Origin of the sequence: Pelagerythrobacter marensis (assembly GCF_036700095.1) — a bacterium.
GTDB lineage: Bacteria > Pseudomonadota > Alphaproteobacteria > Sphingomonadales > Sphingomonadaceae > Pelagerythrobacter > Pelagerythrobacter marensis_A.
The window spans coordinates 1-24,097 of record NZ_CP144918.1; the positions used below are offsets into that span (position 1 = coordinate 1).

At 67.2% G+C, this 24,097-nt stretch carries 22 protein-coding genes; 13 read left to right on the plus strand and 9 right to left on the minus strand.

What is annotated here, in order from left to right; genetic code table 11:
* Positions 1-24: 24 nt before the first annotated feature.
* Entirely contained in the window at positions 25-1,494 is a 1,470-nt protein-coding gene (locus V5F89_RS00005) for a glycerol kinase (protein ID WP_338446222.1), read from the minus strand.
* A 90-nt stretch (positions 1,495-1,584) separates the two neighbouring features.
* Between V5F89_RS00005 and V5F89_RS00010 the strand changes: the two genes are divergently transcribed.
* Together V5F89_RS00010 and V5F89_RS00015 are read left to right on the plus strand one after the other, a co-directional pair.
* Complete coding sequence (locus tag V5F89_RS00010) at positions 1,585-2,472, plus strand: MBL fold metallo-hydrolase (RefSeq protein WP_338446223.1); 888 nt, start codon at positions 1,585-1,587, stop codon at positions 2,470-2,472.
* Complete coding sequence (locus V5F89_RS00015; RefSeq protein WP_338446224.1) at positions 2,469-3,161, plus strand: DUF4230 domain-containing protein; 693 nt, start codon at positions 2,469-2,471, stop codon at positions 3,159-3,161. Before V5F89_RS00010 ends, V5F89_RS00015 begins: the two co-directional genes overlap by 4 nt.
* A gap of 64 nt (positions 3,162-3,225) precedes the next feature.
* Here the strand turns inward: V5F89_RS00015 and V5F89_RS00020 are convergent, their stop codons facing one another.
* On the minus strand, positions 3,226-4,332 hold the full coding sequence (locus tag V5F89_RS00020; RefSeq protein WP_338446225.1) for an alkene reductase: 1,107 nt from the start codon (positions 4,330-4,332) through the stop codon (positions 3,226-3,228).
* 52 nt (positions 4,333-4,384) lie between these two features.
* On the opposite strand from V5F89_RS00020, the gene V5F89_RS00025 reads away from it, so the two are divergent.
* Entirely contained in the window at positions 4,385-5,308 is a 924-nt protein-coding gene (locus V5F89_RS00025; protein ID WP_338446226.1) for a DMT family transporter, read from the plus strand.
* 9 nt (positions 5,309-5,317) lie between these two features.
* Here V5F89_RS00025 and V5F89_RS00030 read toward each other — a convergent pair whose 3' ends face one another.
* Both V5F89_RS00030 and nadA read right to left on the minus strand, forming a co-directional pair.
* On the minus strand, positions 5,318-6,634 hold the full coding sequence (locus V5F89_RS00030) for a DUF2254 domain-containing protein (protein ID WP_338446227.1): 1,317 nt from the start codon (positions 6,632-6,634) through the stop codon (positions 5,318-5,320).
* Positions 6,635-6,690: 56 nt separating this feature from the next.
* Positions 6,691-7,677, minus strand: a complete 987-nt coding sequence (nadA, locus tag V5F89_RS00035; RefSeq protein WP_338446228.1) for a quinolinate synthase NadA — start codon at positions 7,675-7,677, stop codon at positions 6,691-6,693.
* A 138-nt stretch (positions 7,678-7,815) separates the two neighbouring features.
* On the opposite strand from nadA, the gene V5F89_RS00040 reads away from it, so the two are divergent.
* Positions 7,816-9,804 (plus strand): BCCT family transporter, encoded by a 1,989-nt coding sequence (locus V5F89_RS00040; protein ID WP_338446229.1) that lies wholly within the window; start codon positions 7,816-7,818, stop codon positions 9,802-9,804.
* A gap of 294 nt (positions 9,805-10,098) precedes the next feature.
* Here V5F89_RS00040 and V5F89_RS00045 read toward each other — a convergent pair whose 3' ends face one another.
* Both V5F89_RS00045 and lipB read right to left on the minus strand, forming a co-directional pair.
* Complete coding sequence (locus tag V5F89_RS00045; RefSeq protein WP_338446230.1) at positions 10,099-10,455, minus strand: hypothetical protein; 357 nt, start codon at positions 10,453-10,455, stop codon at positions 10,099-10,101.
* Positions 10,452-11,123 carry a lipoyl(octanoyl) transferase LipB gene (gene lipB, locus V5F89_RS00050; RefSeq protein ID WP_338446231.1) on the minus strand — a complete coding sequence of 224 codons (672 nt, stop codon included), beginning with the start codon at positions 11,121-11,123 and terminating at the stop codon, positions 10,452-10,454. The genes V5F89_RS00045 and lipB overlap by 4 nt, the downstream gene beginning before the upstream one ends.
* Before the next feature lie 67 nt (positions 11,124-11,190).
* On the opposite strand from lipB, the gene V5F89_RS00055 reads away from it, so the two are divergent.
* Entirely contained in the window at positions 11,191-12,006 is an 816-nt protein-coding gene (locus V5F89_RS00055; protein WP_338446232.1) for a hypothetical protein, read from the plus strand.
* A 43-nt stretch (positions 12,007-12,049) separates the two neighbouring features.
* Here the strand turns inward: V5F89_RS00055 and V5F89_RS00060 are convergent, their stop codons facing one another.
* Positions 12,050-12,631 (minus strand): class I SAM-dependent methyltransferase, encoded by a 582-nt coding sequence (locus V5F89_RS00060; protein WP_338447588.1) that lies wholly within the window; start codon positions 12,629-12,631, stop codon positions 12,050-12,052.
* 240 nt (positions 12,632-12,871) lie between these two features.
* On the opposite strand from V5F89_RS00060, the gene V5F89_RS00065 reads away from it, so the two are divergent.
* Positions 12,872-14,221 (plus strand): MFS transporter, encoded by a 1,350-nt coding sequence (locus V5F89_RS00065; protein WP_425334390.1) that lies wholly within the window; start codon positions 12,872-12,874, stop codon positions 14,219-14,221.
* Here V5F89_RS00065 and arsC read toward each other — a convergent pair.
* Complete coding sequence (gene arsC, locus V5F89_RS00070) at positions 14,218-14,562, minus strand: arsenate reductase (glutaredoxin) (RefSeq protein ID WP_338446234.1); 345 nt, start codon at positions 14,560-14,562, stop codon at positions 14,218-14,220. The genes V5F89_RS00065 and arsC overlap by 4 nt on opposite strands.
* Positions 14,563-14,731: 169 nt before the next feature.
* Between arsC and V5F89_RS00075 the strand changes: the two genes are divergently transcribed.
* On the plus strand, positions 14,732-16,825 hold the full coding sequence (locus V5F89_RS00075) for a TonB-dependent siderophore receptor (protein ID WP_338446235.1): 2,094 nt from the start codon (positions 14,732-14,734) through the stop codon (positions 16,823-16,825).
* A 23-nt stretch (positions 16,826-16,848) separates the two neighbouring features.
* Here the strand turns inward: V5F89_RS00075 and V5F89_RS00080 are convergent, their stop codons facing one another.
* Entirely contained in the window at positions 16,849-17,403 is a 555-nt protein-coding gene (locus V5F89_RS00080; RefSeq protein ID WP_338446236.1) for a (2Fe-2S)-binding protein, read from the minus strand.
* 104 nt (positions 17,404-17,507) lie between these two features.
* Between V5F89_RS00080 and V5F89_RS00085 the strand changes: the two genes are divergently transcribed.
* The 6 genes from V5F89_RS00085 to V5F89_RS00110 all read left to right on the plus strand — a co-directional run bounded on the left by V5F89_RS00085 (position 17,508) and on the right by V5F89_RS00110 (position 24,088).
* Positions 17,508-18,854, plus strand: coding sequence for an MATE family efflux transporter (locus V5F89_RS00085; protein ID WP_338446237.1), 1,347 nt, complete (start codon positions 17,508-17,510; stop codon positions 18,852-18,854).
* A 57-nt stretch (positions 18,855-18,911) separates the two neighbouring features.
* Positions 18,912-21,257 (plus strand): chemotaxis protein CheA, encoded by a 2,346-nt coding sequence (locus V5F89_RS00090; protein ID WP_338446238.1) that lies wholly within the window; start codon positions 18,912-18,914, stop codon positions 21,255-21,257.
* Complete coding sequence (locus tag V5F89_RS00095; protein WP_338446239.1) at positions 21,257-21,688, plus strand: chemotaxis protein CheW; 432 nt, start codon at positions 21,257-21,259, stop codon at positions 21,686-21,688. The genes V5F89_RS00090 and V5F89_RS00095 overlap by 1 nt, the downstream gene beginning before the upstream one ends.
* A gap of 55 nt (positions 21,689-21,743) precedes the next feature.
* Entirely contained in the window at positions 21,744-22,109 is a 366-nt protein-coding gene (locus V5F89_RS00100) for a response regulator (protein ID WP_338446240.1), read from the plus strand.
* A gap of 78 nt (positions 22,110-22,187) precedes the next feature.
* Positions 22,188-23,216, plus strand: a complete 1,029-nt coding sequence (gene cheB / locus V5F89_RS00105) for a chemotaxis-specific protein-glutamate methyltransferase CheB (protein ID WP_338446241.1) — start codon at positions 22,188-22,190, stop codon at positions 23,214-23,216.
* On the plus strand, positions 23,207-24,088 hold the full coding sequence (locus V5F89_RS00110) for a protein-glutamate O-methyltransferase CheR (protein ID WP_338446242.1): 882 nt from the start codon (positions 23,207-23,209) through the stop codon (positions 24,086-24,088). Before cheB ends, V5F89_RS00110 begins: the two co-directional genes overlap by 10 nt.
* Positions 24,089-24,097: the final 9 nt, after the last annotated feature.

Genomic DNA, 24,097 nt, shown 5'->3' on the forward strand with positions numbered 1-24,097 from the left:
CGGTGCCGTCTCAAGGAAAACGCCTCAGACCGCGGCCAGCGCCTTGCGCCAACGCACCAGCCGCTCCGCGCGCCTTTCCGGCGCGAGCGAGGGCTCGAAACGGCGAACCTTGCCCCGCATGGCGCCAACGGCATCCTCCAGGCTCGGGTGCAGCCTGGCCCCGACTGCGGCCAGCATCGCCGCGCCGAACGCCGTCGTCTCGACGAAGTCGGGCCGTTCGACCTCGATGTCCAGCATATCGGCCAGGTCCTGCGCCATCCAGTCGTTCGCGCTCATGCCCCCGTCGATGCGCAAGCTCTGCCAGGGCGCTCCGTCGGCAGCGAAGGCATCGGCAAGATCGTGGGTCTGGTGCGCCATCGCCTCCAGCGCGGCCCGGGCGATCTGCGCCCTGCCGCTGGAGAAGCTCAGCCCCGCGATCACCCCGCGCGCCTCGGCCCGCCAGTGCGGCGCGCCGAGACCGGAAAGCGCGGGGACGATCGTCACCTCGCCGCTGTCGGGGATCGAGCGGGCAAGCGCCTCCGTTTCCGCGGCCGATCCGATCAGCCCCAGCGAATCGCGCAGCCACTGCACCAGACTGCCCGCGACGAAGACCGCTCCTTCCAGCGCGAACCGCCGCTTCCCGTCCCGTTGGGTCAATACCGTGCCGAGCAGACGGTGGGTCGAGCGGGGCACGGCATCGCCCTGGTTGGTCAGCACGAAGGCCCCCGTGCCGTATGTCGCCTTCGTCTCCCCCGGCGCGAGGCAGCCCTGCCCCACTGTCGCCGCCTGCTGGTCGCCGGCAAGGCCGCAGATCGGGATCGAAGCCCCCAGGATATCGCCGGACGTGCGGGCGAGCATTCCGTGCGTATCGACCACTTCGGCCAGCGCCGCCGGCGGAACGCCGAAAAGCGCGCACAGGCCGGGATCGAACTGCGCCCCCTCCAGCGGGAGGAGCAGCGTGCGGCTGGCATTGCTGGCATCGCTGACGAACGCGCCGCCCGACAGCTTGAACACGAGCCAGCTTTCCACCGTCCCCAGCGCCAGCGCCCGCCGCTCCGCCGCCGCGCGCACCGCCGCCTCGTTGTCGAGCAGCCAGCGCATCTTGGTGGCGGAGAAATAGGGGTCGAGCACCAGGCCGGTGCGGCGGTGAAGCGCGTCTTCGTGCCCGGCGGCCTTCAGTTCGGCGCAGAGCGGCGCGGTGCGCCGGTCCTGCCACACGATCGCACGCGCCAGCGGCTCGCCGCTGTTGCGATCCCAGGCGACGACGGTTTCGCGCTGGTTGGCAATGCCGATCGCCGCCACGGCGCCGGGCCCACCGGCCTTCGCCACCACGTCTTGCGCGCAGGCAAGCGTGCGCCGCCAGATCTCGTCGGCATCGTGTTCGACCCAGCCCGGCTTCGGATAGTGCTGGGTGAGTTCGCGCTGGGCCATATGGTGCAACGCGCCGTCGGCGCCGAACAGCATGGCCCGCGTCGAGGTGGTGCCCGCATCGAGGACGAGGATCCGCTCTCCCATGCCCTGTATCCTAGCGCCTTTCGCCGGCCGCGCCATAGCCGGCGCCCGCGAAAACTCGACACGACCGCCGCCCGCCCCCATATGGTCCTCATGGCAGGACCGCCCCCCAAACCCTGGCCCACCGGGAAAGCCGAACGGCCCGAACCGCTCGTGCGCCGGGTGCTCGCGCCCAACCCATCGCCCTATACCTATACCGGCACCCAGACTTACATCGTCGGCGATGCCGGGCGAGTCGCGGTGATCGACCCGGGCCCCGACGACGAGGCGCATATCGCAGCCATCCTGGAGGCGCTGGACGGCGCCGAGGTGGCGGCGATCATGTGCACCCATACGCACCGCGACCATTCCCCCGGCGCGCGGCCCCTCGCTGCCGAGACCGGCGCGCCGGTGGTCGGGTGCGCCCCGCTCGCGCTGGACCGGGACGTGCTCGACGCCTGGGGCCCGCGGGCCGATGCCTCGTTCGACAGCGACTATGCGCCCGACCGCGTGCTGGAAGACGGCGAGGCGATGACCGGTCCGGGCTGGACGCTGCGCGCCGTCCACACCCCGGGCCATACATCCAACCACTTGTGCTTCGCGCTGGAGGAAACCGGTGCCTTGTTCACCGGCGATCACGTGATGGGCTGGTCCACCAGCGTCGTCGTGCCGCCCGACGGCGACATGGGCGAATACATGGGCAGCCTCGAACGCCTGCACGCACGCGACGATCGCGTGTACTATCCGGCACACGGCCCGGCGGTCGACAAGCCGCGCCAGCTCGTGCGCGGGATGATCGGCCACCGGCGTCAGCGGGAGAACCAGATCCTGCGCCTTCTGGGCGATGCACCGCTGGCGGCGGCCGATTTCGTATCGCGCATGTACAAGGGCCTCGACCCCCGCCTCCACGGGGCGGCGGAAATGAGCGTGACCGCGCACCTGCTGGATCTGGAACGCCGCGGGCTGGTCGGACGTTCGGGCGATATATGGCAGACCGCATGAAATCGGGCGAACGGCTCGACGAGATAGAACCCGCCGTTTCGCGCGAGCGGCCGCTGGCGCTGGTCCAGGCGGTTCCGTGGATGATCGTGATCGCCCTGCTCGCGCTGGCGGCATGGCTGGGCTGGCGGGCGTTCTTCTATCAGGAAGAAGGCGATCCGGTGGGCAGCGCAATGCTGGCTTTCGAAAAGCAGAATTCGCTGACCGTCTTTTCCTCGCGGTTCGAAATCGTCGCGGAAAGCGAGGACACGCGCGGGGTTCTGGGCGTGCCGGTGCTGCGATCGCGCCAGGCGATGATCGTTCCGGCGTCGGTCGAATACCGGCTCGACCTGTCGCAGATGGGGCGCGAACGGATGGAGTGGGACCCCGATACCCAGCGGCTGACCGTCAGGCTGCCGCCGCTTCGGATCGGCCGGCCCAATCTCGACGAAGCGCAGGCCCGCGTGTTCCAGGACGGGGTTTTCATCACCCGCGACGCCTCGCGCGATCTCAGCCGGAACAATTCGCAGCAGGCCGAACGCAAGGCGGCGGCGTTCGCCAAGAACCCCGAAGTGCTGGCGCTGGCCCGCACCGCCGCGAAAGAGGCGGTGCGCCAGAATCTCGCCATTCCCCTGCAAGTCGCCGGCTATGCGCGCGCGAACGTGTCGGTGACCTTCGACGGCGAGGAAACACCCGCCGCCCCGGCGCGCTAGCCAAAATGCACAGTGTCCCAGCGCAGGCTGGGACCTCATGCCACCGGCGAAGCGGCGGGAGCGGCTAGGCCGTGACTTTGTCCTCCTGAAGCGCGGGATAATCGATGTACCCTTCCGGCCCGCGTCCGTACCAGCTGTGCGGCACGTCCTTGTTGGGGGCCAGTTCGGCGCCGCGCGCGATGCGCTGCGGAAGATCGGGGTTGGAAATGAAAGGCCGGCCGAAGCTGACCGCTTCGCACCGCCCGTCGGCGACATCGCGCGAAGCCTCTTCGGGCGTATAGTCGGAATTGAGGATCAGCGGCCCGGAATAGATTTCACGGATCACATCGTCCTGCTTGGGAACGTCGGTCTTGCCGAAAGTGCCGTCCGGCCCCGGCTGGCGCAGTTCGAGAAAGGCGATCCCCAGCGCTTCGGCCACTTCGGCGGCCGCGCCGAAGGTCGCGGCCGGGTCGCTGTCGTCGCAGCCCTGCGTTTCGCCATTGGGGCTGAGGCGCAGGCCCACCCGGTCGGCGCCCCAGACGTCGATCAGCACCGTCAGCACTTCGCGCAGGAAACGGGTGCGATTTTCCGGCGATCCGCCATATTCGTCGTCGCGATGGTTGGTGCCGTCGCGCAGGAACTGGTCGACCAGATAGCCGTTCGCGCCGTGCAGCTGCACCCCGTCGAAACCGGCCGCTTTCGCGTTCTGTGCCGCCTTCCGATAGTCTTCGACCACGCGCGCGATCTCTTCGACCGAAAGCGCGCGCGCCGGTTCGTAGTCCTTGCGTCCGTCGTAAGTATGGGCATGGCCCGGCGCGGTCGTGGCGCTGGCCGAAACCGGCGGCGCGCCATCCAGGAAATCGGGATGGACCAGGCGGCCCATGTGCCACAGTTGCAGGACGATCCGCCCGCCTTCGTCGTGGACCGCGCGGGTGATCGCTTTCCAGCCTTCGACCTGCTCCTCGCTCCAGATGCCCGGCGCCCCCGGCCAGCCCGACCCTTCCACGCTGATCCCGGTGGCTTCGCTGATGATCAGGCCTGCGCCGGCGCGCTGGCGGTAATATGTCGCCATCATGGCGTTCGGCACGACGCCCGGCAGGTCGGCGCGGCCGCGGGTCAGCGGGGCCATGACTATCCGGTTGGACGCTTCGATCGCGCCCATCGTCAGGGGTTGGAACAGGTTTTCGTGCATTGCGTCAGCCCTTTTTGCTGTGGACCTGAGCGATTGGAGCTAGGGGGCCGCCATGAGGCTGACAACCGAATCGGTGGCAGAGAAAAACTTTCAGGCCGGGGCGTGGCACTTTGCCGCGCTGATGGCCGGGAACGTCGCGCTCGCGCTGGGGCCGTGGCTGGTCAGGCTGGCCGACACCGGGCCGGTCGCGGCCGGATTCTGGCGCATGTTCCTGCCCCTTCCCTTGCTGGCCCTGCTGGCGTGGCGCGCGCGGACGCCGGGGCCGCTCGACCGGCGCACCGCGCTGATGGTCGTGGCGGCGGGCCTGTTCTTCGCCTTCGACCTGGCCAGCTGGCATATCGGGATCGAGCGCACGCGCCTGGCGAACGCCACGCTGTTCGGCAATTCGGGCAGCGTGATCCTGATGATCTGGGGCCTTGTCGCGCTGCGCCGCGCACCGGCGGGGCGCGAGTGGCTGGCGCTCGCCGCGGCGCTGGGGGGCGCGGCCATTCTGATGGGGCGCAGCCTGGAAATTTCCGCCGCCACGCTGGTGGGGGACCTGCTGTGCCTGCTGGCCGGGGTGTTCTACGCCTTCTACCTGATCCCGGCGCAGCGGGCCCGGGCGACGCTGGGCCAGTGGGCCGTGCTGCTTCTGGTGGCGCTGGTCGCGGCGCCGGCCCTGCTGGGCTTCGCGGTGTTCCTGGGCGAGCCCGTCTGGCCGGGGGAGGCGGGCTGGGGTCCCGTGGTCGCGCTCGCGATTTCGAGCCAGCTTGTCGGGCAGGGGCTGCTGGTCTTCTCGCTCCGCCATTTTCCGCCGCTGGTGATCGGCGTCGCCCTGCTGACGCAGCCGGCGATCGCGGCGGCGGTCGGCTGGTTCGCTTTCGGCGAAGTCCTGGGGCTGCCCGACATGGCGGGCATGGTCCTGGTCGCCTGTGCGCTCCTGCTCGCCAAGCTGGCCGAGCCGCGGGTGGCGCGGGTGGCGCCCGAGCGGGGCTGACTCTCGCTCTCAGGCGAAGGCCTGCTGGAACGCGGCGTATCGCTCTTCCACCCGTTCGAGGTCCGGCCCGTTCAGGCTGTGGCGCGCCTGTTCGCACAGCATGGCCCCCTGTTCGCGCAGCATTTCCTTGCGCGCGCGATCGGGCAGCGGCTCTGCCGCGGTGCGCAGGGCGTCGAGCATGATCAAGGCCGCCGTCGGACTGGTGGCAACGCCGCTGCGCATCGTGCCGAAGCTGCGATTGAGGAAGTGGCCGAAGGTTTCCGGCAGCGGTTCGACCCGGTTGCCGTCGGGGTGATCCTCGCGCCTCCGGTCGAGGTCGCGCAGGCCGAGGTCGGCAATGGCCGCGCCCAGCCAGTGGATCGCGGTGATCGCGGTGAAGGGATCGTTGATGCCGGGGGACAGCGCGCGCAGGCCGATTTCGACCAACTCGTCGATCAGGAAGCGCGGGTCCTGCGTCGGCGTGCGGGTCGACCCGAGCGTGAACGCGCCGCGCAGCTTCTCCGCCAGCTTGTCGTCCACGCTCCCTTCGCAGATGCGGATCAGGGGCATTCCGGAATGCACGAAATCGCCGGTGCGCACCTCCAGCGCGATCCGGCATCCCGCCTCTTCCGCGATCTCTTCCAGCTCGTCGAACTCGATCAGCTGGACGTAGCCGGTGGCCTGCACCGTCAGCGGGCGCCCGTCCGGCGCGGGCGGCGCTTCGCCCCCGTTATGGTCGTCCGGGTAGTTGTCGGCAATGTCGCGCAGCAGCCGCTTGCCGATCCCCTCCAGCACCGAATTGATGCGGATCGAGGACGGGATGTGGTTGAGGAAATAGACCAGAACCGCGATCGAAAGCGCCATCAGGAGATAGGCGACCAGCAGCGAAAGCTGCGGCACGAAACCGGGCAGCGCGGTCGCCAGCGCCTCGTCAGCGCCGGGCGGCGGCTCGTCCTCCTTGCGCACCGAGCGAAGCACGGTGAGCGCGTAGACGAACGTGCCGATGAAGGTCGCCAGGCTGAGCTGGTTGCCCTTGTCCTCCATGAAATTGGTCAGCAGCCGCGGGCCGTATGTGCCGCTGGCATAGGCGACGGCAGCGATCGTGATCGAGAAGACGGTGGAGGCCACGCCGATCATCGAACCGGCGATGACGGTCAGCATGTTCGCCGCCCCATCCGGCCGGGCGGGCACGATCGCTTCGACCTGGTTGAGCCATTCGGCCGCGCCCATCCGGTCGAGCTGGATCAGCCCGAAGGCGAGCAGGACCGCGGTGAGCGCGAACAGCGCCGGATAGAACCAGTAATTGGCGTTGAGCCGGGCCAGGAACCAGCGAATATCCACCCTCATGGCATATCAATGCCCGGGGCGGATGTCGGTTGCAAGCAAAGGACACGCCCCGCCGGTCAGACTTTGCCCAGGTCCCCCTTGCCCACGGTGCCGCTGGCCATTTCCAGCATCCGGTCGAGGCTCTGCTTGGCCTTCAGGCGCAGCCCTTCCTCGATCTCGATCCGCGGTTCGAGATCGCGCAGGCAGGCGTAGAGCTTCTCCATCGTGTTGAGCGCCATATAGGGGCAGATGTTGCACGAACAGTTGCCGTCCGCCCCCGGCGCGCCGATGAAGTTCTTCTCCGGCAGCGCCTTTTCCATCTGGTGGATGATGTGCGGCTCGGTCGCGACGATCAGCGTGTCGCCTTCGAACGTGCGCGCGAACTGCAGGATGCCGCTGGTCGAGCCGACATAGTCGGCGTAGTCGATGATCGTCGGCGGGCATTCCGGGTGGGCCGCGACCGGGGCGCCGGGATGCTGTTCCTTCAGCTTCAGCAGCTCGGTCTCGCTGAACGCCTCGTGCACGATGCACACCCCGGGCCAGAGGAGCATCTCGCGGTTGAACTTGCGGCTGAGATAGCCGCCCAGATGCCGGTCGGGGCCGAAGATGATCGGCTGGTCTTCGGGAATCTGGCTGATGATCGTTTCGGCCGAAGAGCTGGTCACGATCACGTCGGACAGCGCCTTAACCTCGGTCGAGCAGTTGATGTAGGTCAACGCGATATGATCCGGATGCGCCTCGCGGAAAGCCTTGAACTTGTCGGGCGGGCACGAATCCTCGAGCGAGCACCCGGCATCGAGGTCGGGCAGGACGACGATCTTTTCCGGGCTGAGGATCTTGGCCGTATCGGCCATGAACTTGACCCCGCAAAAAGCGATCACGTCGGCGTCGGTGTCGGCGGCCTTGCGGCTCAGCTCGAGCGAATCGCCGACGAAATCGGCAAGGTCCTGTATGTCGGGCTTCTGATAATAGTGCGCGAGGATGATCGCGTTGCGCTCCTTGCGCAGGCGGTCGATCTCTGCAAGCAGGTCAGTGCCGGAGGGGATATTGTTTTCAAACGACATGCCGGTCTCCTATGCCGGATCATATAGGAAGCGGTCGAGCGATTGTCGCGGAGATATTCTTCGACAGGCTATTTCCGCGCTTTTCACGCGGGGCCACGCCCGTCCGTTCCTCAACAGACGACTGCAACGGAGAGACGCGTGAACGACCCAGTTCTCACAGAAGCGGCAACGGTGAAGAAGAGCGCGCGGATCAAGGTCAATCCCCCGGTCTTCTACACCTCGGCCGCGCTGATTCTGGCCTTCGCGCTGTTCGGCGCGCTGTTTTCCGAGCGCGCCGGCGAAGCGTTCGACGAGATCCAGCGGATCATCGTGCTCGACTTCGGCTGGTTCTACATCGCCGTCGTGGCCGGCTTTCTGGCCTTCGTGGTGTTCCTGATGGTCAGCCGTTACGGCGACATCAAGCTGGGGCCGGACGAGTGCGAACCCGAATACAGCTATATCTCGTGGTTCGCGATGCTGTTCAGCGCGGGGATGGGCATAGGGCTGGTGTTCTTCGGCGTGGCCGAGCCGATCCAGCACTATGCCTCCCCCCCGGTGGGCGAAGGCGGAACGGTCGACGCCGCGCGCCAGGCCATGGTGCTGACCTTCTTCCACTGGGGCTTCCACGCCTGGGGCATCTATGTCGTCGTCGGGCTGGCGCTGGCCTATTTCTCGTTCCGCCGCGGCTTGCCGCTCACGGTCCGCTCGGCGCTTTTCCCCCTTATCGGCCAGCGCATTCACGGCCCGATCGGCCACGCGGTCGACGTCTTCGCGGTGCTGGGCACGATGTTCGGGGTGGCGACGTCGCTCGGCGTCGGCGTGCTCCAGGTCAATGCCGGCTTCGCCTATCTGTTCGGGGTGCCGGTCGGGACCCCGGTGCAGCTGATCCTGATCGCGTCGATCACCGGGCTGGCCACGATCTCGGTGTTCCTCGGCCTCGACAAGGGCGTCAAGCGCCTTTCGGAAATGAACATCGTTCTGGCCGTTCTGCTGCTGCTGTTCGTTCTGGTCGCGGGTTCGACGGTCTTTCTGCTGGAAGCGCTGATGCAGAACATCGGCGCCTACATGTCCTCTTTCGTCCAGCGCACGTTCCGCATGTACGCTTACGAGCCGAACCCCTGGCTGGGCGACTGGACGCTGTTCTACTGGGGCTGGTGGATCGCCTGGTCGCCGTTCGTCGGCATGTTCATCGCGCGCATTTCGCGCGGGCGGACGATTCGCCAGTTCGTCGGCGGGGTGCTGCTGGTGCCGGTCCTGTTCACCTGTCTGTGGATGACGGTGTTCGGCAACACCGCGATCAACCTCGACATGAGCGGGGTGGCGCCGATCGCGCAGACGGTGTCCGACAATCTGCCGATCGCCCTGTTCGAGATGCTTCAGGAACTGCCGTTTTCGACGATCACGTCGCTCATCGCGACGCTGCTGGTCATCACGTTCTTCGTGACCTCGGCGGATTCGGGCGCGCTGGTGATCGACATGATCACGTCGGGCGACGCCGACAATCCGCCTGTCTGGCAGCGCATCTTCTGGGCCGTCAGCGCGGGCGGGATCGCCGCCGTCCTGCTGGTTGCCGGGGGGCTGCAAGCCTTGCAGACGGCCGCCATCGCCAGCGCCCTGCCGTTCGCGGTAATCATGGTGTTCATCTGTTTCGGCCTCTTGCGCGCGTTGCAGATGGAAGACGTCGGCTCCGCCGTCGATCTGTTGCAGCCGATAGCCGCGCCGGCCGATCCCGAGCTGAGCTGGAAACAGCGGCTCGCCTCGATCACCCATTTCTTCCATCGGCACGAGATCGAGCATTTCCTCGACCAGACCGCACGCCCGGCGATCGAAGAAGTGGTCAACGAGTTGCGGCAGCGCGGGCTCGCGCCCGAACTGGTGCGGGAAGGCGACCGGCTGGAACTGACCGTGCCGCATGGCGAGCGGGGCGCCTTTCGCTACACGATCCGCAGCCGGGCGTTCCTGGCGCCGAGTTTCGTGTGGGCGGAAACCCGCAAGGCGCATGAGAAGGAGCGGCGCCACTACCGGGCGATGGCGCACAGCTCGGAAGGCGAGCATACCCACGACGTCACCGGATATACCAGCGCGCAGCTGATCCACGATCTGCTCAACCGCTACGCGCACTTCCGGCACGCCCGGCGGCTGGCGTGACTGATGGGCCGGTGCCGTTTTCGGCCGGGCCGAAGCGGCACCGGCCTTCGAAAGAGGGCGCACCTCTCACCCCATCTCTCATTCCCGCGCACGCGGGAATCCATCGGTCGGAACGACCGCACCCCGGATCCCCGCGTTCGCGGGGATGGCAAGGAGGGTGTGGTTCGAGGACGATGACCGCTTGTAATCACTGAATTTGTCATCCCCGCGAATGCGGGGATCCATGGCCCGGCCTGCCCACCGGCTCAACGGCAAAAATCGCGTCAAAACGCCGGACTGTCGGCCGATCCCGTCCTATTCCTGCCCGTCGCTCGTCCCACCCTCATCGGCGGCGGGCGGATCGGGTTCGTCCGGTTCGTCGTCAGTCCGGGCCGCGGCGGCGCCGTCCTGCGGGGCATCGTCGTCCGGCCCGTCCGCAGCCGTTTCGCCGTCGCTGGCGCCGCCATTGCCCTCCGCGCTCTCGGGATCGTCTTGCAGGGGCGGGGATTGCGAGCGGACCGTGTCCAGCGGCAGCATCGCGTCGCTGATCGTTCCGCCGAGCACTTCGCCTTCGGCCCCGTCGGAGGCGGCGCCATCGTCCGCTCCGCTATCGCACGCCGCAAGCGCAAGCGCGAATGCGAGCGCGGCGGCCGTCGCCATCTTGTGCATCATCGTTTCACTCCACAGGCGCGCGCCAGCCCGTCCAGGAACCCCGGCGCGCGCGCTTCCAATGCCCTGTCCCATTCGTCGGGCGCAACCGCGATCCCGAGCCGTTCGAGGCTGGTGACCCCGTATTCGGCGATCCCGCAAGGGACGATCCCGGCGAAATGCGACAGGTCGGGGGCCAGGTTCACCGCGAACCCGTGCATCGTGACCCAGCGCCTCACGCGCACGCCGATCGCCCCGATCTTCGCTTCCGATCCGTCGATATCGCGCGTCCAGATCCCGATCCGCCCTTCGGCCCGCCAGGATTCGACGCCGAAATCGGCCAGCGTGTCGATCACCCATCCTTCGATCGCATGGACGAAACAGCGCACGTCCTTGCCCCGCCGGTTGAGGTCGAGCAGGACATACCCGATTCGCTGCCCCGGCCCGTGGTAGGTGTAGCGCCCCCCGCGCCCGGCCTCGACCACTTCGAAGCGCGGGTCGAGCATTTCGGCCGGTGCGGCGCTGGTCCCCGCAGTATAGACCGGCGGGTGTTCGAGCGACCAGACCAGTTCGCGCGCTTCGCCCGCGGCGATGGCGCGGTTGCGCGCTTCCATCTGCGTCAGCGCCTCGCGATAGGGCACTTGCCCGCTTTCGCGCCGCCATTCGATATCGATCGGAATATTGCCGGACATTGCCGATTGCGTGGCGTGCCTTGCAGGGCTTATCAAGGGGGAAGGCAACAGCACGAGGGGGTTCACGATGAAATTCGATATGGGACGCGCCTGGAGCGAGACCACGGCAATGCTCGGCGCGAACAAGGAACTGCTTGCGGTGATTGCGGGCATCTTCATCTTTCTGCCCAATCTGGCGCTGGCCATGCTGGTGCCCGAAATGATGCAGGGGCCGGCCGAGGTCGACCCGGAAAACCCGATGGCCACGATGCAGGCCTTCTATGCCGAAAACGGGATCTGGTTCTTCCTTCTGGCGATCGTGCAGGCCATCGGCACGCTTTCGCTGCTCGCCCTGCTGCACGACCGGCGCCCGACCGTGGGCGAGGCGATTCGCACCGGGCTGGTGACGCTGCTGCCCTATATCGCGGCCCAGCTGATCATCATGCTCGGCGTGGCGATCGTGCTCGGCGTGCCGGTCGGCATTGCGACCGGGGCCGGCGGAGCGGCGGCGGGCGTGGTCGTGGGCCTGATCGCCGCGATCGTGCTGATCTACATCATGGTGAAGGTTTCGCTCGTTTCGCCGGAAATGGTTCTCGGCGGGACGCTCAATCCCCTTACCGCGATCGCCAATTCGTGGCGGCTGACGAAAGGCAACAGCCTCCGCCTGTTCGCATTCTATCTGCTGCTGCTGATCGGGGTGGGCGTGGTTGCCATCGTGATCGCCATGATTTCCGGCCTGTTCGTCGCCATGCTGGGCCAGAACGCGGCGGGCCTGCTGGTCGGCGGGGCGCTGAACGGCGTGCTGGCCGCGATCTGGAGCGTGCTGATCGTGTGCGTCGTCGCCGCGGTCTACAGGCAGCTTTCGGGGCCTTCGACCGAGGCGGTCAGCGAGACTTTCGAATAAGGGGCCTGGCCCCGGCGGGGGCGGCCGGGTCCGGGCACCCGGATCAGGCCGCCTCGTCCTTCCAGCCCCAGAAAAGCTGGCACGGCAGGACGTTCCACAGTTCGAAGCCCTGCTCGATACGGGCAAAGTGCTTCGCCATGTAATCGCGCGCCCTGGCGCTGAACTGGTAGACGAGGAACGCCCCGCCCGGCCGCAGGACGTCGTGCGTCGCCTGCGCTATGGCCGGCCCGACCCCCTCGGGCAGGGTCGAGAAGGGCAGGCCCGACAGGACGTAATCGGCTTCCTCGTATCCGATCGCGCGGACGATGTCCTGCACGTCGGCCGCCGATCCGTGGACGGCGACGAAGCGCCCGTCGGTGATCGTGCGCTTGAGATAGTCGATATAGAGCGGGTTGGTGTCGATCACGAGCAGCTTGCCGTCGCGCGGCAGCCGTTCGAGCACCGGGCGGCAGAATGTGCCGACGCCGGGGCCGTATTCGACGAACAGCTTGCACTCTTCCCATTTCACGGGCTCGAGCATCTTGCGGATCGTGAAGCGCGAAGACGGGATGATCGAGCCGACCATCCTGGGATGTTCCACGAAGCCCCGGAAAAACACGCCCCACTGGCCGAGCAGCCGGCTCATGCGATCGCGGAGCCGGGTGCGCGGCGAAACCGCCAGATCGTTATAATTGGACAAGAAAAATGCCTCGCTCGATTGCGTTGGTGCCAAAGCTGCCGCAATCGCGCGCCGTTTGCAAATCGGCGGGCATATTGCAAGCATCGCGCGCCCGGCCTAGCGCGATGTGCGATGAACGACCGCGAGTCCGCTCCCGAACCGCAGATCCTGCAGCCCTCCCCCCCGCTCGGCATTTCGCGCGGGCGCATGGCGCTGCTGTTCCTGGTCATGCTGGTCACCGCCGCCGGCAACACCGCGATGCAGTCGGTCATGCCCTCGGTCGGCACGGCGCTGGGGGTGGCGGACGTCTGGATCTCGATCGCCTATACGTGGTCTGCGCTACTTTGGGTAATTTTCGCCCCCATATGGGCTCGCCGCTCCGACCGACGCGGGCGCAAGGCGATGATGGCGATCGGTTTGACCGGTTTCATCGCCTCGTTCGCGCTCTGCGGCCTGGTGCTGATGTTCGGGCTGGCCGCCGCGATCCCGGCCGCGGCCACGCTGATCCTCTTCGCCGCGGCGCGCAGCCTCTACGGCGGGTTCGGCTCGGCCGCGCCGCCGGCGGTGCAGGCATATGTAGCCAGCCGCACGCCGCGTACCGAGCGGACCAAGGCGATGGCGCTGATCGCGTCCAGCTTCGGGCTCGGCACGGTGATCGGCCCGGCGCTGGCGCCGCTGCTGATCTTCCCCGCCACCGGCCTGGTCGGGCCGTTCTTCGCCTTTGCCGCGGTCGGCGTTGCCGTGCTGGTGGCGCTGCGACTGCGGCTGCCCAACGATGCGCCCAGCTTCGCCGCGCGCGGCAATGTCGTCGCCGTCCCTTTCAGCGCCAATTCGAACCCCGCGGTGGGACGGGGGGACGAAGACGAGGATGAGGACGAGCGCGACGGAATCGGCGGAGGAGAGGCCGGCGGCGAAAGCGGGGGCGAAGCGATCGAAGCGGCTGCGATCCCCGACCTTTCGTGGCGCGACCGCCGGCTGCGCCCGTGGGTGATCGCCGGCCTTCTGGGCGGTCATGCGCAGGCCGCGACGCTCGGCATCATCGGGTTTTTCATCCTCGACCGCCTGGGCCTGCGGGACGACCCCGCCGCCGGCACCGGGCCGATCGGCCTGATCCTGATGTGCGGCGCGATCGCGACCCTGCTGGCGCAGTGGGGCCTGATCCCGATGCTCAAGCTCGGCCCGCGTGCCTCGACCCTGTGGGGCATGGCCCTGGCCATCATCGGCGTCCTGGGCTTCTCGGTGGCGCAGGACCTGCACGCGATCGCGCTCGGTTTCGCGGTCGCTTCGCTCGGCTTCGGTCTCTACCGGCCCGGCTTCACCGCCGGGGCCTCGCTCGCCGTGACGCGGCAGGAACAAGGCCAGATCGGCGGCATCGTGGCCTCGATCAACGGGGCGGCCTATGTCGTCGCCCCTGCGGCCGGCGTATGGCTCTATGGCCATCACCAGTGGATCGGCTTCGCCGCCATCTGCCTGCTTTGCGCGGCCGTGTTCGTGCTCGGCTACCGCTCGCTCGATGCCGATGCGGTTCTCGAAGGCCGCGCGACGGACGACAGCTAGAGGATTTCCTCGACCTTCTCCTTCGGACGGCACAGGCGCACGCCCTTTTCGGTTTCGACCAGGGGCCGCTCGATCAATCGCGGATCGTCGGCCATGGCGTCGAGCACTTCATCGTCCGCTGCATCGGTGAGCCCGCGCTCCGCCGCGTCGGTGCCGCGCAGGCGCAATCCCTCACGCGGCGACAGGCCTGCATCGCGATAGAGCTGGGCCAGCTTGTCACGAGCGGGCGGGTTCTTGAGATATTCGACCACCGTGAGATCGACGTCGTCGCGCGCCTCCAGAATGGCCAGCGTATTGCGCGACGTGCCGCATTTCGGGTTGTGCCAGATGGTCGCCTTCATCGTCGTTCTCCTGAAATCCGCAGTATTCCGAGGCCCTAGCGCCATCGCTCGTGACGGAAAAGCCACAGGGACGCCTTTTTGTCATGAACGCATAACATCCTTGTTGCGATTGAGAGTGTGTTGCAATAGCAGCGCCGCGCATTCGCATTTCGCGCTACAGGGAAACGACATGAAACTTTACGCATTCCGCACCGCGCTGCTCGCGGGGACAGTCGGCATGGCCGCGCCCGTTTTGGCCTCGGACGGCGCATCGGAGGCCCCGCCGGAGGGCCGCGACTACCTGCCGCGAGAGATCGTGGTGACGGGCACGGCAGAGGGCTATCGCCTGGAAGACGGGTCGACCGCGACCAAGACCCCGACCCCGCTGATCGATGTGCCGCAGGGCGTCAGCTTCCTGACGGCCGATCAGCTGGAAGACCAGTCGATCCGCCAGTTGAACGAAGCCCTGCGCTACGTTCCCGGCGTCAGCCTGGAAACCGGCGAAGGGCACCGGGACGAGATATTCATCCGCGGCCAGGAAACCACGGCCGACTTCTATCTCGACGGTCTGCGCGACGATGCGCAGTATTATCGCTCGCTCTACAACATCGAACGGGTGGAAGTGCTCAAGGGCGCCAATGCCCTGATCTTCGGTCGCGGGGCCGGCGGCGGCGCGGTCAACCGGGTCAGCAAGACCGCGCGCACCGACGAAGGGTTCCTGAACGGACAGGCTTCGGTCGACACGTTCGGCGCATTCGCCCTGCTGGCGGACCTCAACCAGCCGCTCGCCGAAGATGTCGCCTTGCGCATCAACGGCACTTACGAGGAATTCGACAGCCACCGCGACTTCTACGAAGGGCGTTTCGTGGGCATCTCGCCCACGCTGACGGCGCAGCTCGGCGCGCAGACCCGGCTTACCGCGACCTACAGCTACGACGACGACCGGCGCGTCACCGATCGCGGCGTTCCTTCCTTCATGAACGAGCCGCTGCGCGGGTACGACAAGACGTTCTTCGGCGATCCGGACTTCAACCGAGCGCGGGCCAAGGTCCACATCGCGCGCATGCGCCTGGATCACAGTTTCACGGCCGGCCTCAGCGCCAATGCCAGCGTGCAATATGCCGATTACGACAAGATCTACGCCAATATCGTGCCTTCCGGCACCGACGGGCAGAACGTCACGCTGGGGGGATATCAGGACGCGACCGCGCGCGAGAACGTGATCGGGCAGGCCAACCTGGTCTGGCAGACTGGCGGCGGCGGGTTCGGCTCGACGCTGCTTGTCGGCGTGGAGGCTGCGCGCCAGGACACCTCGAACGCGCGTCGGACGGTCGATTTCGTTACCACCAACCAGACCCCGCTGGCCCGGCGGATCGAGGTTCCCGCATTCACTCTGGCCCCGACCAGCCGCTCGCGCGACAGCCAGCTCGAAACGCTGTCCGCCTATCTGCAGGAACAGCTGCGGATCGGCGAGCATCTCGAGATCGTCGCCGGCCTGCGCTGGGACCGGTTCGACCTGGAAACCCTCGACCTGATCGGCGGCACGCCGGGCGGCAGAGTGGACGAGAAAGTCAGCCCCCGCCTCGGCCTGATCGTCAAGCCGACCACGGGCCTCTCCCTCTATGCCAGCTATGCCGAAAGCTTCCTGCCGCAGGCCGGCGACCAGTTCCTGATCCTCAGCCCCGGCAACAGCGAGTTCGAGCCGGAGAAGTTCACCAACTACGAAATCGGCCTGAAGTGGTCGCCGGTGGAGGACCTGCTCGTCACCGCAGCCGCATTCCGCCTCGACCGGACGAACACCCGCGCGCCCGACCCCGATCAGCCGGGCCTGGTCGTGCTGGCGGGCGAAAGCAGAGTCGAAGGGTTCGAAATCGGGGCGGCCGGTTCGGTCACCGACTTCTGGCAAGCGAACATCGGCTATACCTATCTCGACGGCGAACTGCTCACGACCTCGACCTTCGGGACCGCCGGCGCTCGTTTGCAGCAGCTTCCGCGCCACCAGATCGCGGCATGGAACCGCTTCGATCTCGACGATCGGATCGGCGTGGGGCTCGGCGTGGTCCACCAGTCGCAGCAGTATGCCAGCTTTTCGAACACCGTCGTGCTGCCCGCATACTGGCGGGTGGACGCCGCGGCCTACTTCACCGTCAGCGAGGACGTCTCCCTGCAGCTCAATATCGAGAACCTGTTCGACGAGACATATTACCCCAGCGCGCACGGCAACAACAACATCCAGCCGGCCGAACCGTTCAGCGCCCGGATCGGCGTGCGGTTCGCGTTCTAAGGGGCCTGGCGGGTCGGCGGCGCTCAATCGTCCCGTTCGGGATCGGGCGCCGCCATCGCCGGCACTTCTCTCGCCGCGTCCTCCGCGCTGATCCCCGGCGCGGGGGCCGCGCTGATCCGTTCGATCCGGCGCGCGACCCGGCCTGCCCGCTGGACGGCCCGAACAAGCCGGGGATAGACGCCGCAGCGGCAGAGGTTGGGGATCGCGGCCTTGATCTCCGCTTCCGACGGATCGGGGTTTCTGGCGATAAGCGCGGCTGCGGCCATCGCGATACCGGGCGTGCAAAAGCCGCACTGAATCGCCTGTTCGGCCACCAGCGCCTGTTGCACCGGGTGCGACCGGTCGCGACTGAGCCCTTCGATGGTGGTGACGAAACGCCCTTCCGCCTCTGCCAGCGTGATCAGGCAACTGCGCAGCGCCTCCCCGTCGACGATCACCATGCAGGCACCGCAGTCGCCCACGCCGCAGCCGTATTTCGTCCCGGTCAGGTTGGCCGCATCGCGCAAGGCCCACAGCAGCGGGGTTTCGGGGTCCATCGCAAATTCGACGGGCCTGTCGTTGACGGTAAGCGCGGTCATGCAGTGCCTGGGATGATGTCTTGGCACCGCCTATCGCACGGCCGCCGCCACGCGCACAAGCTTCGTGCTAGGCATGGCGCGATCGGGCCGCTATCGGCACGAGCATGAGCGAGGCGGCAAAGCTGACGCGCGGATCGATCCGCGGCCATCTCGTCCACCAGACATTGCCGATGATCGTCGGGGTTGCCGCCATCATGTCGGTGGGACTGGTCGATGCCTATTTCATCGGCCAACTCGGCAGCGCAGAACTGGCCGCGGTCGCTTTCGTCTTTCCGGTGACCATCGCCCTTTCCAGCCTGGGCGTGGGCGTAATGGTGGGCGTGAACGCGGTAATCGCCCGTGCGCTGGGCGAAGGCGACGTCGACCGGGCCGCGCGGCGGGCGAACTTCGGCGGGGTTTTTGCCCTTGCCCTGGGCCTCGCGCTCGGCCTGGCGCTATACCTGCTGCTGGACCCGCTGTTCCGGCTGATGCAGGCAAGCGAGCAGCTTCTGCCGCTGATCCGGGCCTATATGGCGCCCTTCTCGCTCGGGATGCCGATCCTGCTGTTGCAAATGGCCCTCAACGGCGTGCTGCGCGGCCAGGGGGAAGCGCGCAAGACGTTCATCGTCTCGCTCACGTATGCCGCAGCCAACTGGGTTCTCGATCCGCCCCTAATCTCCGGCGCGTTCGGCTTCGCCGGTTTCGGCATTGCCGGAGCCGCCTATGCGACGATTGCGGGCTACGGCCTTGCCGTCGTTGTGGCCTTGTGGCTGATTTCGCGCACCGCGCTGCCGATCCGGCCGGCGCTGATCCGCGAATGCCGCGTTGCCGAATCCGCGCGCGCGATCGCACGGGTGGCGGCGCCGGCGGCCTTTTCCAATGCCATCAACCCCATCGGCCTGTCGATCCTGACCGCGCTCCTCGCCTCGCAGGGGGAAGCGGCAGTGGCCGGCTTCGGCGCCGCCGGACGGTTGCAGAGCTTCGCGGTCGTCCCCCTGCTCGGCCTGTCGGGTTCGATCGGCGCGATCGTGGGGCAGAACTGGGGCGCGGGCCGCGCGGGCCGGGCCCGCCGCGCGATGCGCGAAGCCGGTGCGTTCTGCCTGGTCTACGGTTTCGCCCTCGCCCTCCTTCTGTTCGCCGCCGGGCAATGGTTTGCAGGCTTCTTCACCGACGATCCGGCCGTGATCGCCGAGTTCGACAGCTATTTGCGCGTCGCCGCCTGGGGATATGCCGGATTCGGCCTGCTGATCGTGGCAAACGGGGCGCTCAACGCTGTCGACAGGGCGAGCTGGGCGCTGTTGCAGAGCTTCGCCCGCGTATTCCTGATCATGCTGCCGTTCGGCTGGGTCCTTCGCCCTGCATGGGGCGCAGAGGCGATCTATGCCGCCGAACTGGCGGCGAACCTGGGCGGCGGCGCCATCGCCGCCCTTGTCGTCGCGCGGGCCCTGGGGAACTTCCGCCGACCCCGGTGACATTTCGTTAACCATCCTTGTCCATACCCGTCCGCATTATCGGGGGCATGGACTTAGATGGACGACCTGCTGGCAGACTTCGTGGCCGAAACCCGCGAGATGCTCCAAGCGATCGAGGGCGAGATCGTGGCGTGGGAAGCCGATCCCGCGGACCGCGAGCGGCTCGATGCCATCTTCCGCTTCGTCCACACGGTGAAGGGGAATTGCGGGTTCTTCGACTTCCCCCGCCTCGAAAAGCTCAGCCACGCGGCGGAAAGCGCCTTGTCGGAAGTGCGGGCCGGGCAGCGCAGAGCCAGCGGCCGGCTGGTAAGCGCAGTTCTGGCGATCATAGACCGCATCAACGACATGATCGATGCGATCGATGCCGGCGAGACCCTGCCCGAGGGCGCCGACGAATTGCTGATCGCCGCGCTCGAGCCGAACGGCGACGAACCCGACAGCGAAAGCATACAGGCAGACGAACAATCGGGCGCCCGGCCCCCGCGGCAAAGCAACGGTTCGCGCTCGATCCGCCTGCCGGTCGAACTGCTCGACCGGATGATGAGCGGCGTTTCGGACATGGTCCTGGCCCGCAACGAGCTGGCGAGAAGGCTGCGCGAGCACGGAGCCGATCCCGCGCTCGAAGGGCCGTTCGAGCGCTTGTCCTCGATTCTCGACACCGTTCGCGAAGGGGCCACCCGAATGCGGATGCAGCGGCTCGAGCATCTATTCGGCGCCCTGCCGCGCATGGTGCGCGACCTGTCGTCCGAACTCGGCAAGCAGGTGATGATCGACCTGGACGGCGGCGATGTCGAACTCGACCGGGAAATGATCGAATCGGTGCGCGATCCGCTCACCCATATCCTGCGCAATGCGATCGACCACGGGATCGAAGCGCCTTCCGAACGCCTGTCCGCAGGCAAGCGGGAGATCGGCACGATCACGGTTTCCGCCCGGCGCACCGGAAACCGTATCGTCATCGCGGTGAGCGACGACGGGCGCGGCATAGAGCTGGGCAAGCTGCGCGAGAAGGCGATCGCCGCCGGCATTATCGACCCGGCCCGGGCCGCGGCGCTGAACGACGAGCAAACGCTGGATCTGATTTTTGCCCCGGGGTTCTCCACGGCCGATCATGTCAGCCAGGTATCCGGCCGCGGGGTCGGGATGGACGTCGTGCGCGCCAACGTCGAACGGATCGGCGGATCGGTGACGGTCTCCAGCAAGGCCGGTCAGGGCACGATCGTGTTCCTCTATGTGCCGTTGACCCTGAGCATCGTCGAAGGCCTGACGGTGACGGTCGGCGCGCACACGCTGGGCCTGCCGCGCTCCTACATCGTCGAAATAGCCCGCAGCGCCTCGCGAGCGATTTCGGTCGACCGGCTGGGAGACGGCATCTTCCTTACATTTCGCAACGAGCGCCTGCCTTGTCTCGACCTGGCCGAAGTTCTCGGGCTGGACACGACGGTCGATCTCGATCGCGCCACTTTCGTCTTCATGCGGCTGGTCAGCGGCGATCTCTTCGCCGTCGCGGTGGACCGCGTGCTCGACAACGAGGATTTCGTTCTCAAGCCCCTGCCACCGGTGCTGGAGGAAATCGGGCTGTTCGGCGGTACGGCGCTGCTCGACGACGGGCAGCCGATCCTCAAGCTCGACGTTCCCAGCCTGGCGGGCCGCTACGGCCTCGCCAGCCAGGCCCGCGCACGCCCCGCGGTGCAAGACGCTTCCGACACGCAGGCCGAGAGCCCAGGTGAGAATGTCGTGGTGTTCGAAGGGCTCGGCGGCCGCAGGCTGGCAATGCGGATGCAGCCGATCCGGCACATTCACACGCTGCCGTCGTCCGCGATCGACCGCAGCGGCCCTACCCCGCTGGCGAACGTCGACGGGACGATCCTTCCCGTTCTTGGCGACGAAGGATCGGGCGGTACGCAGGACAGCGTCATCGGCCTGCGCCTGAGCGACGGCGACACCGAACTGCTCTATGCCGCCGCCAGCATCGTCGACACCGCCAAGCTGACGACCCCGCCGGCTCCGCAGGAAGACGACGCCTTGCTGGAAGGCACCGTGCTGATCGACGATGCCATCGTTGGCGTGATCGACACCCATCTGCTGTTCGCGCGGCATGGAAGAAAAAGCGTTCCGGCGCATCGTCCGACCTGCCGCCTTTCCCGTACCGACGCCTGGGCGACGGGTTTTCTCGAGCCCCTCATCCGGTCGGCCGGCTACGACGTTGTGGACGAAAGCGACCCGCGCGCCGCCGATGTCGCGGTGGTTCTGGACCAGGCGGCACCGGTCAACGCGGCGAGCGAGATCGTTCGTCTGCGCTCGCAGCCCGAGGCGGCCGGAGCCGGATCGGACAGCATATATCGGTACGATCGCGAAGGGCTGCTCTCGGCTCTCGCCCGCGCAAACGCGAAAGGTGCATAATGGACGACCCTATGCTTCTGACCCGTATCGCCGAGCGCCCCGCAGTCTTTCGCGCCTGCGACATCGGTTCGATCATAGAAATCGACACCGTAACGCCGATCCCGCGGGCGCCCGCTTTCGTCACCGGCCTTGCCGCGCTGCGCAGCCGCGCGCTGACCGTGATCGACAGTCGCAGGGCGCTGGGTGTGGCCGCGCCGGGTCCGGCCGATCCGCGCAGCCCCGTGGTCGAAATCGCCGGCCATCCTTACGCGCTTCTCGTCGACAGCGTCGAAGACGTCGTTGCGGCGATCGGTTCGCCGACGCCTGTGGCAACGACCCTGGGCCCGCAATGGACCCGATGCGCCCATGGTATGATCGAAACCGCCGCCGGGCCCGCGATAGTGATAGACGTGTCCGCTCTGATCGCAGGCCCACAACGGGCCGCCGCTTAAAATACCGGGTGCTCGGACGGTATGACCCGAGTGCCGTAAACTAAGGATCGCATCCATGAAAACCTGCCTGATCGTCGACGACTCTCGCGTAATTCGAAAGGTCTCGCGCCATATCCTCGAATCGCTGGGATTCGCGGTGGAGGAGGCGGATAACGGCCAGACGGCGGTCGCGCAGTGCGAAGCGGCCATGCCCGATCTCGTGCTGCTCGACTGGAACATGCCGGTCATGAACGGCCTCGAGTTTCTCGGCCATCTCCGCCGAATGCCGGGCGGCGACACGCCGAAAGTGGTGTTCTGCACGACCGAAAACGACGTCGCCCACATTCGCGAGGCGATCAGTGCGGGAGCCGACGAATACGTCATGAAACCGTTCGATCACGAAACCTTGCAGATCAAGCTGCAACTCGTCGGCATGGTCTGAGGGGCGATGAACGCGCAAAGCACGGTCGCGGCCTCTGCCGGCAGGGGGCCGGCAACGCCCGTCGCACCAGTCAGGGTGATGATCGTCGACGATTCGCTGATCGTGCGAACCGTGCTTTCAAAGCTCATCGCGGCCGAGCGCGACATGGTGATCGTGGGCAAGACCGGCAGTGCCGAAACCGCCCTGGCCGGCCTGGCGCAAACGCCCGCCGACGTCGTTCTGCTCGATCTCGAGATGCCGGGCATAGGTGGGCTTCACGCCCTGCCGCGTATCCTTGCGGCATGTCCTGGCATTCAGGTCCTGGTCGTCTCGTCGCTCACCGAAGCGGGCGCCGAACACACCCTGGCGGCATTGTCGACGGGCGCAGCCGATACGATGCTCAAGCCGCGCAGCGGCGAATTCGACGAAGCCTATCGCCTCGCGCTTCTGCAGCGCATTCGCGCGCTCGGCCGGCGCGGGCGAGGAGCGATCGATGACGCGACACCCCCGCCCCCGGCGCTACGCGGACGCAATCGTGCCGCGCCGCTGGAAATCGTCGGCATCGGCGCTTCCACCGGCGGCATCCACGCGCTCTGCATGCTGCTGGGCGCCTTGCCGCGCCAGCTTGCAGCACCGATCCTGGTCACGCAGCACCTGCCGGCAAGTTTCATGCAAGTCTTCGCCCGCCAGCTGGAGCTGGCAAGTTCTCGCAATGCCTGCGTGGTCGAAAGCGAGACTGCCGTGCGCCCGGGGGGCATTTTCATCGCCCCGGGCGACGGCCACCTGCTGCTTCGCCGCGACAACGACCGCCTGATCGCGCACACCGGCGATTTCAAGGCTGCGAGCGGCTGCATGCCTTCGATCGACCCGATGTTCGAATGCATGGCCGACACGGTCGGTGCGGGAGCGCTGGGCGTGGTCCTATCGGGCATGGGGCGCGACGGCGCAACGGGTGCCAGGCGGCTTGTGGCGGCCGGGGGCAATGTGATTGCCCAGGACGAGGCAAGCTCGTCGGTCTGGGGCATGCCCCGCGCTGTCGTGGAAGGCGGGCTCGCATCCGCTGTCCTGCCGCCGGACAAGATCGCACGGCGAATTGCTGTGCACGCAGGCGACGCGGCATGGCTGTGATGCAAGCCTCGCACCGGATAATCGCCGACCTGCTGATGCAGCGCACCGGCCAGCAGCTCACCAGCGGCCGGGAATGGCGGATCGAGAGCGCGCTCGCCGGGCTGTTCCGCGAATACGGCATTGCCAATGTCGATCACCTCGTCTGCCTCCTCGCAAACCCCGATTCGGAGGAGCTGTCGCAGCGGGTCGTCGAAGCGCTGCTGAACAACGAAACCTATTTCTTCCGCGATCGCCAGCTGTTTCAGCAGCTGGCGGAAACGGTGCTGCCCGATCTCGCGCAAAGGCGCGCCGGCACCCGCCGGCTGTCGATCTGGTCCGCCGGCTGTTCGACCGGGCAAGAGGCGCTGTCGCTGTCGATGCTGTTTGCCGAACAGCCGGAAATCTGGCGCGGGTGGACGATCGACATTCTCGGCACCGACGTTTCGGCCCAGGCGATCTCCGCTGCGCGGCGCGCCTGTTACAGCCAGTTCGAGATTCAGCGCGGCCTGGGCGTGGCGCAGATGCTCAGGCATTTTCGGGAAACGCCGCACGGGTGGGAGGCCGATCCCGCCCTTTTGCAGCCGATCCGCTATCGCAACGGCAACGTGCTCGACGCACAGACGCGGCCTGAGCGGTTCGACCTCGTCCTGTGCCGCAACGTCCTGCTCTATTTCGATCACGAGACGCGGCGAACGGCGTTCGACCGGGTGGCGTCCAGCCTGTCCGACGGCGGCTGGCTGATGCTCGGTTCCGGCGAGACCATCGCCGGCAGGACCGACGCTTTCGCGCCGGCCACCGACGTGCAGGGTCTTTACCGCCGCGCTGACCAGGCGGCGTCGAACGGCAGACAAGGTAAACCAGCGTTTAACGGTTCGTTAGTGCCGCGCAGCTAAATCGAACGA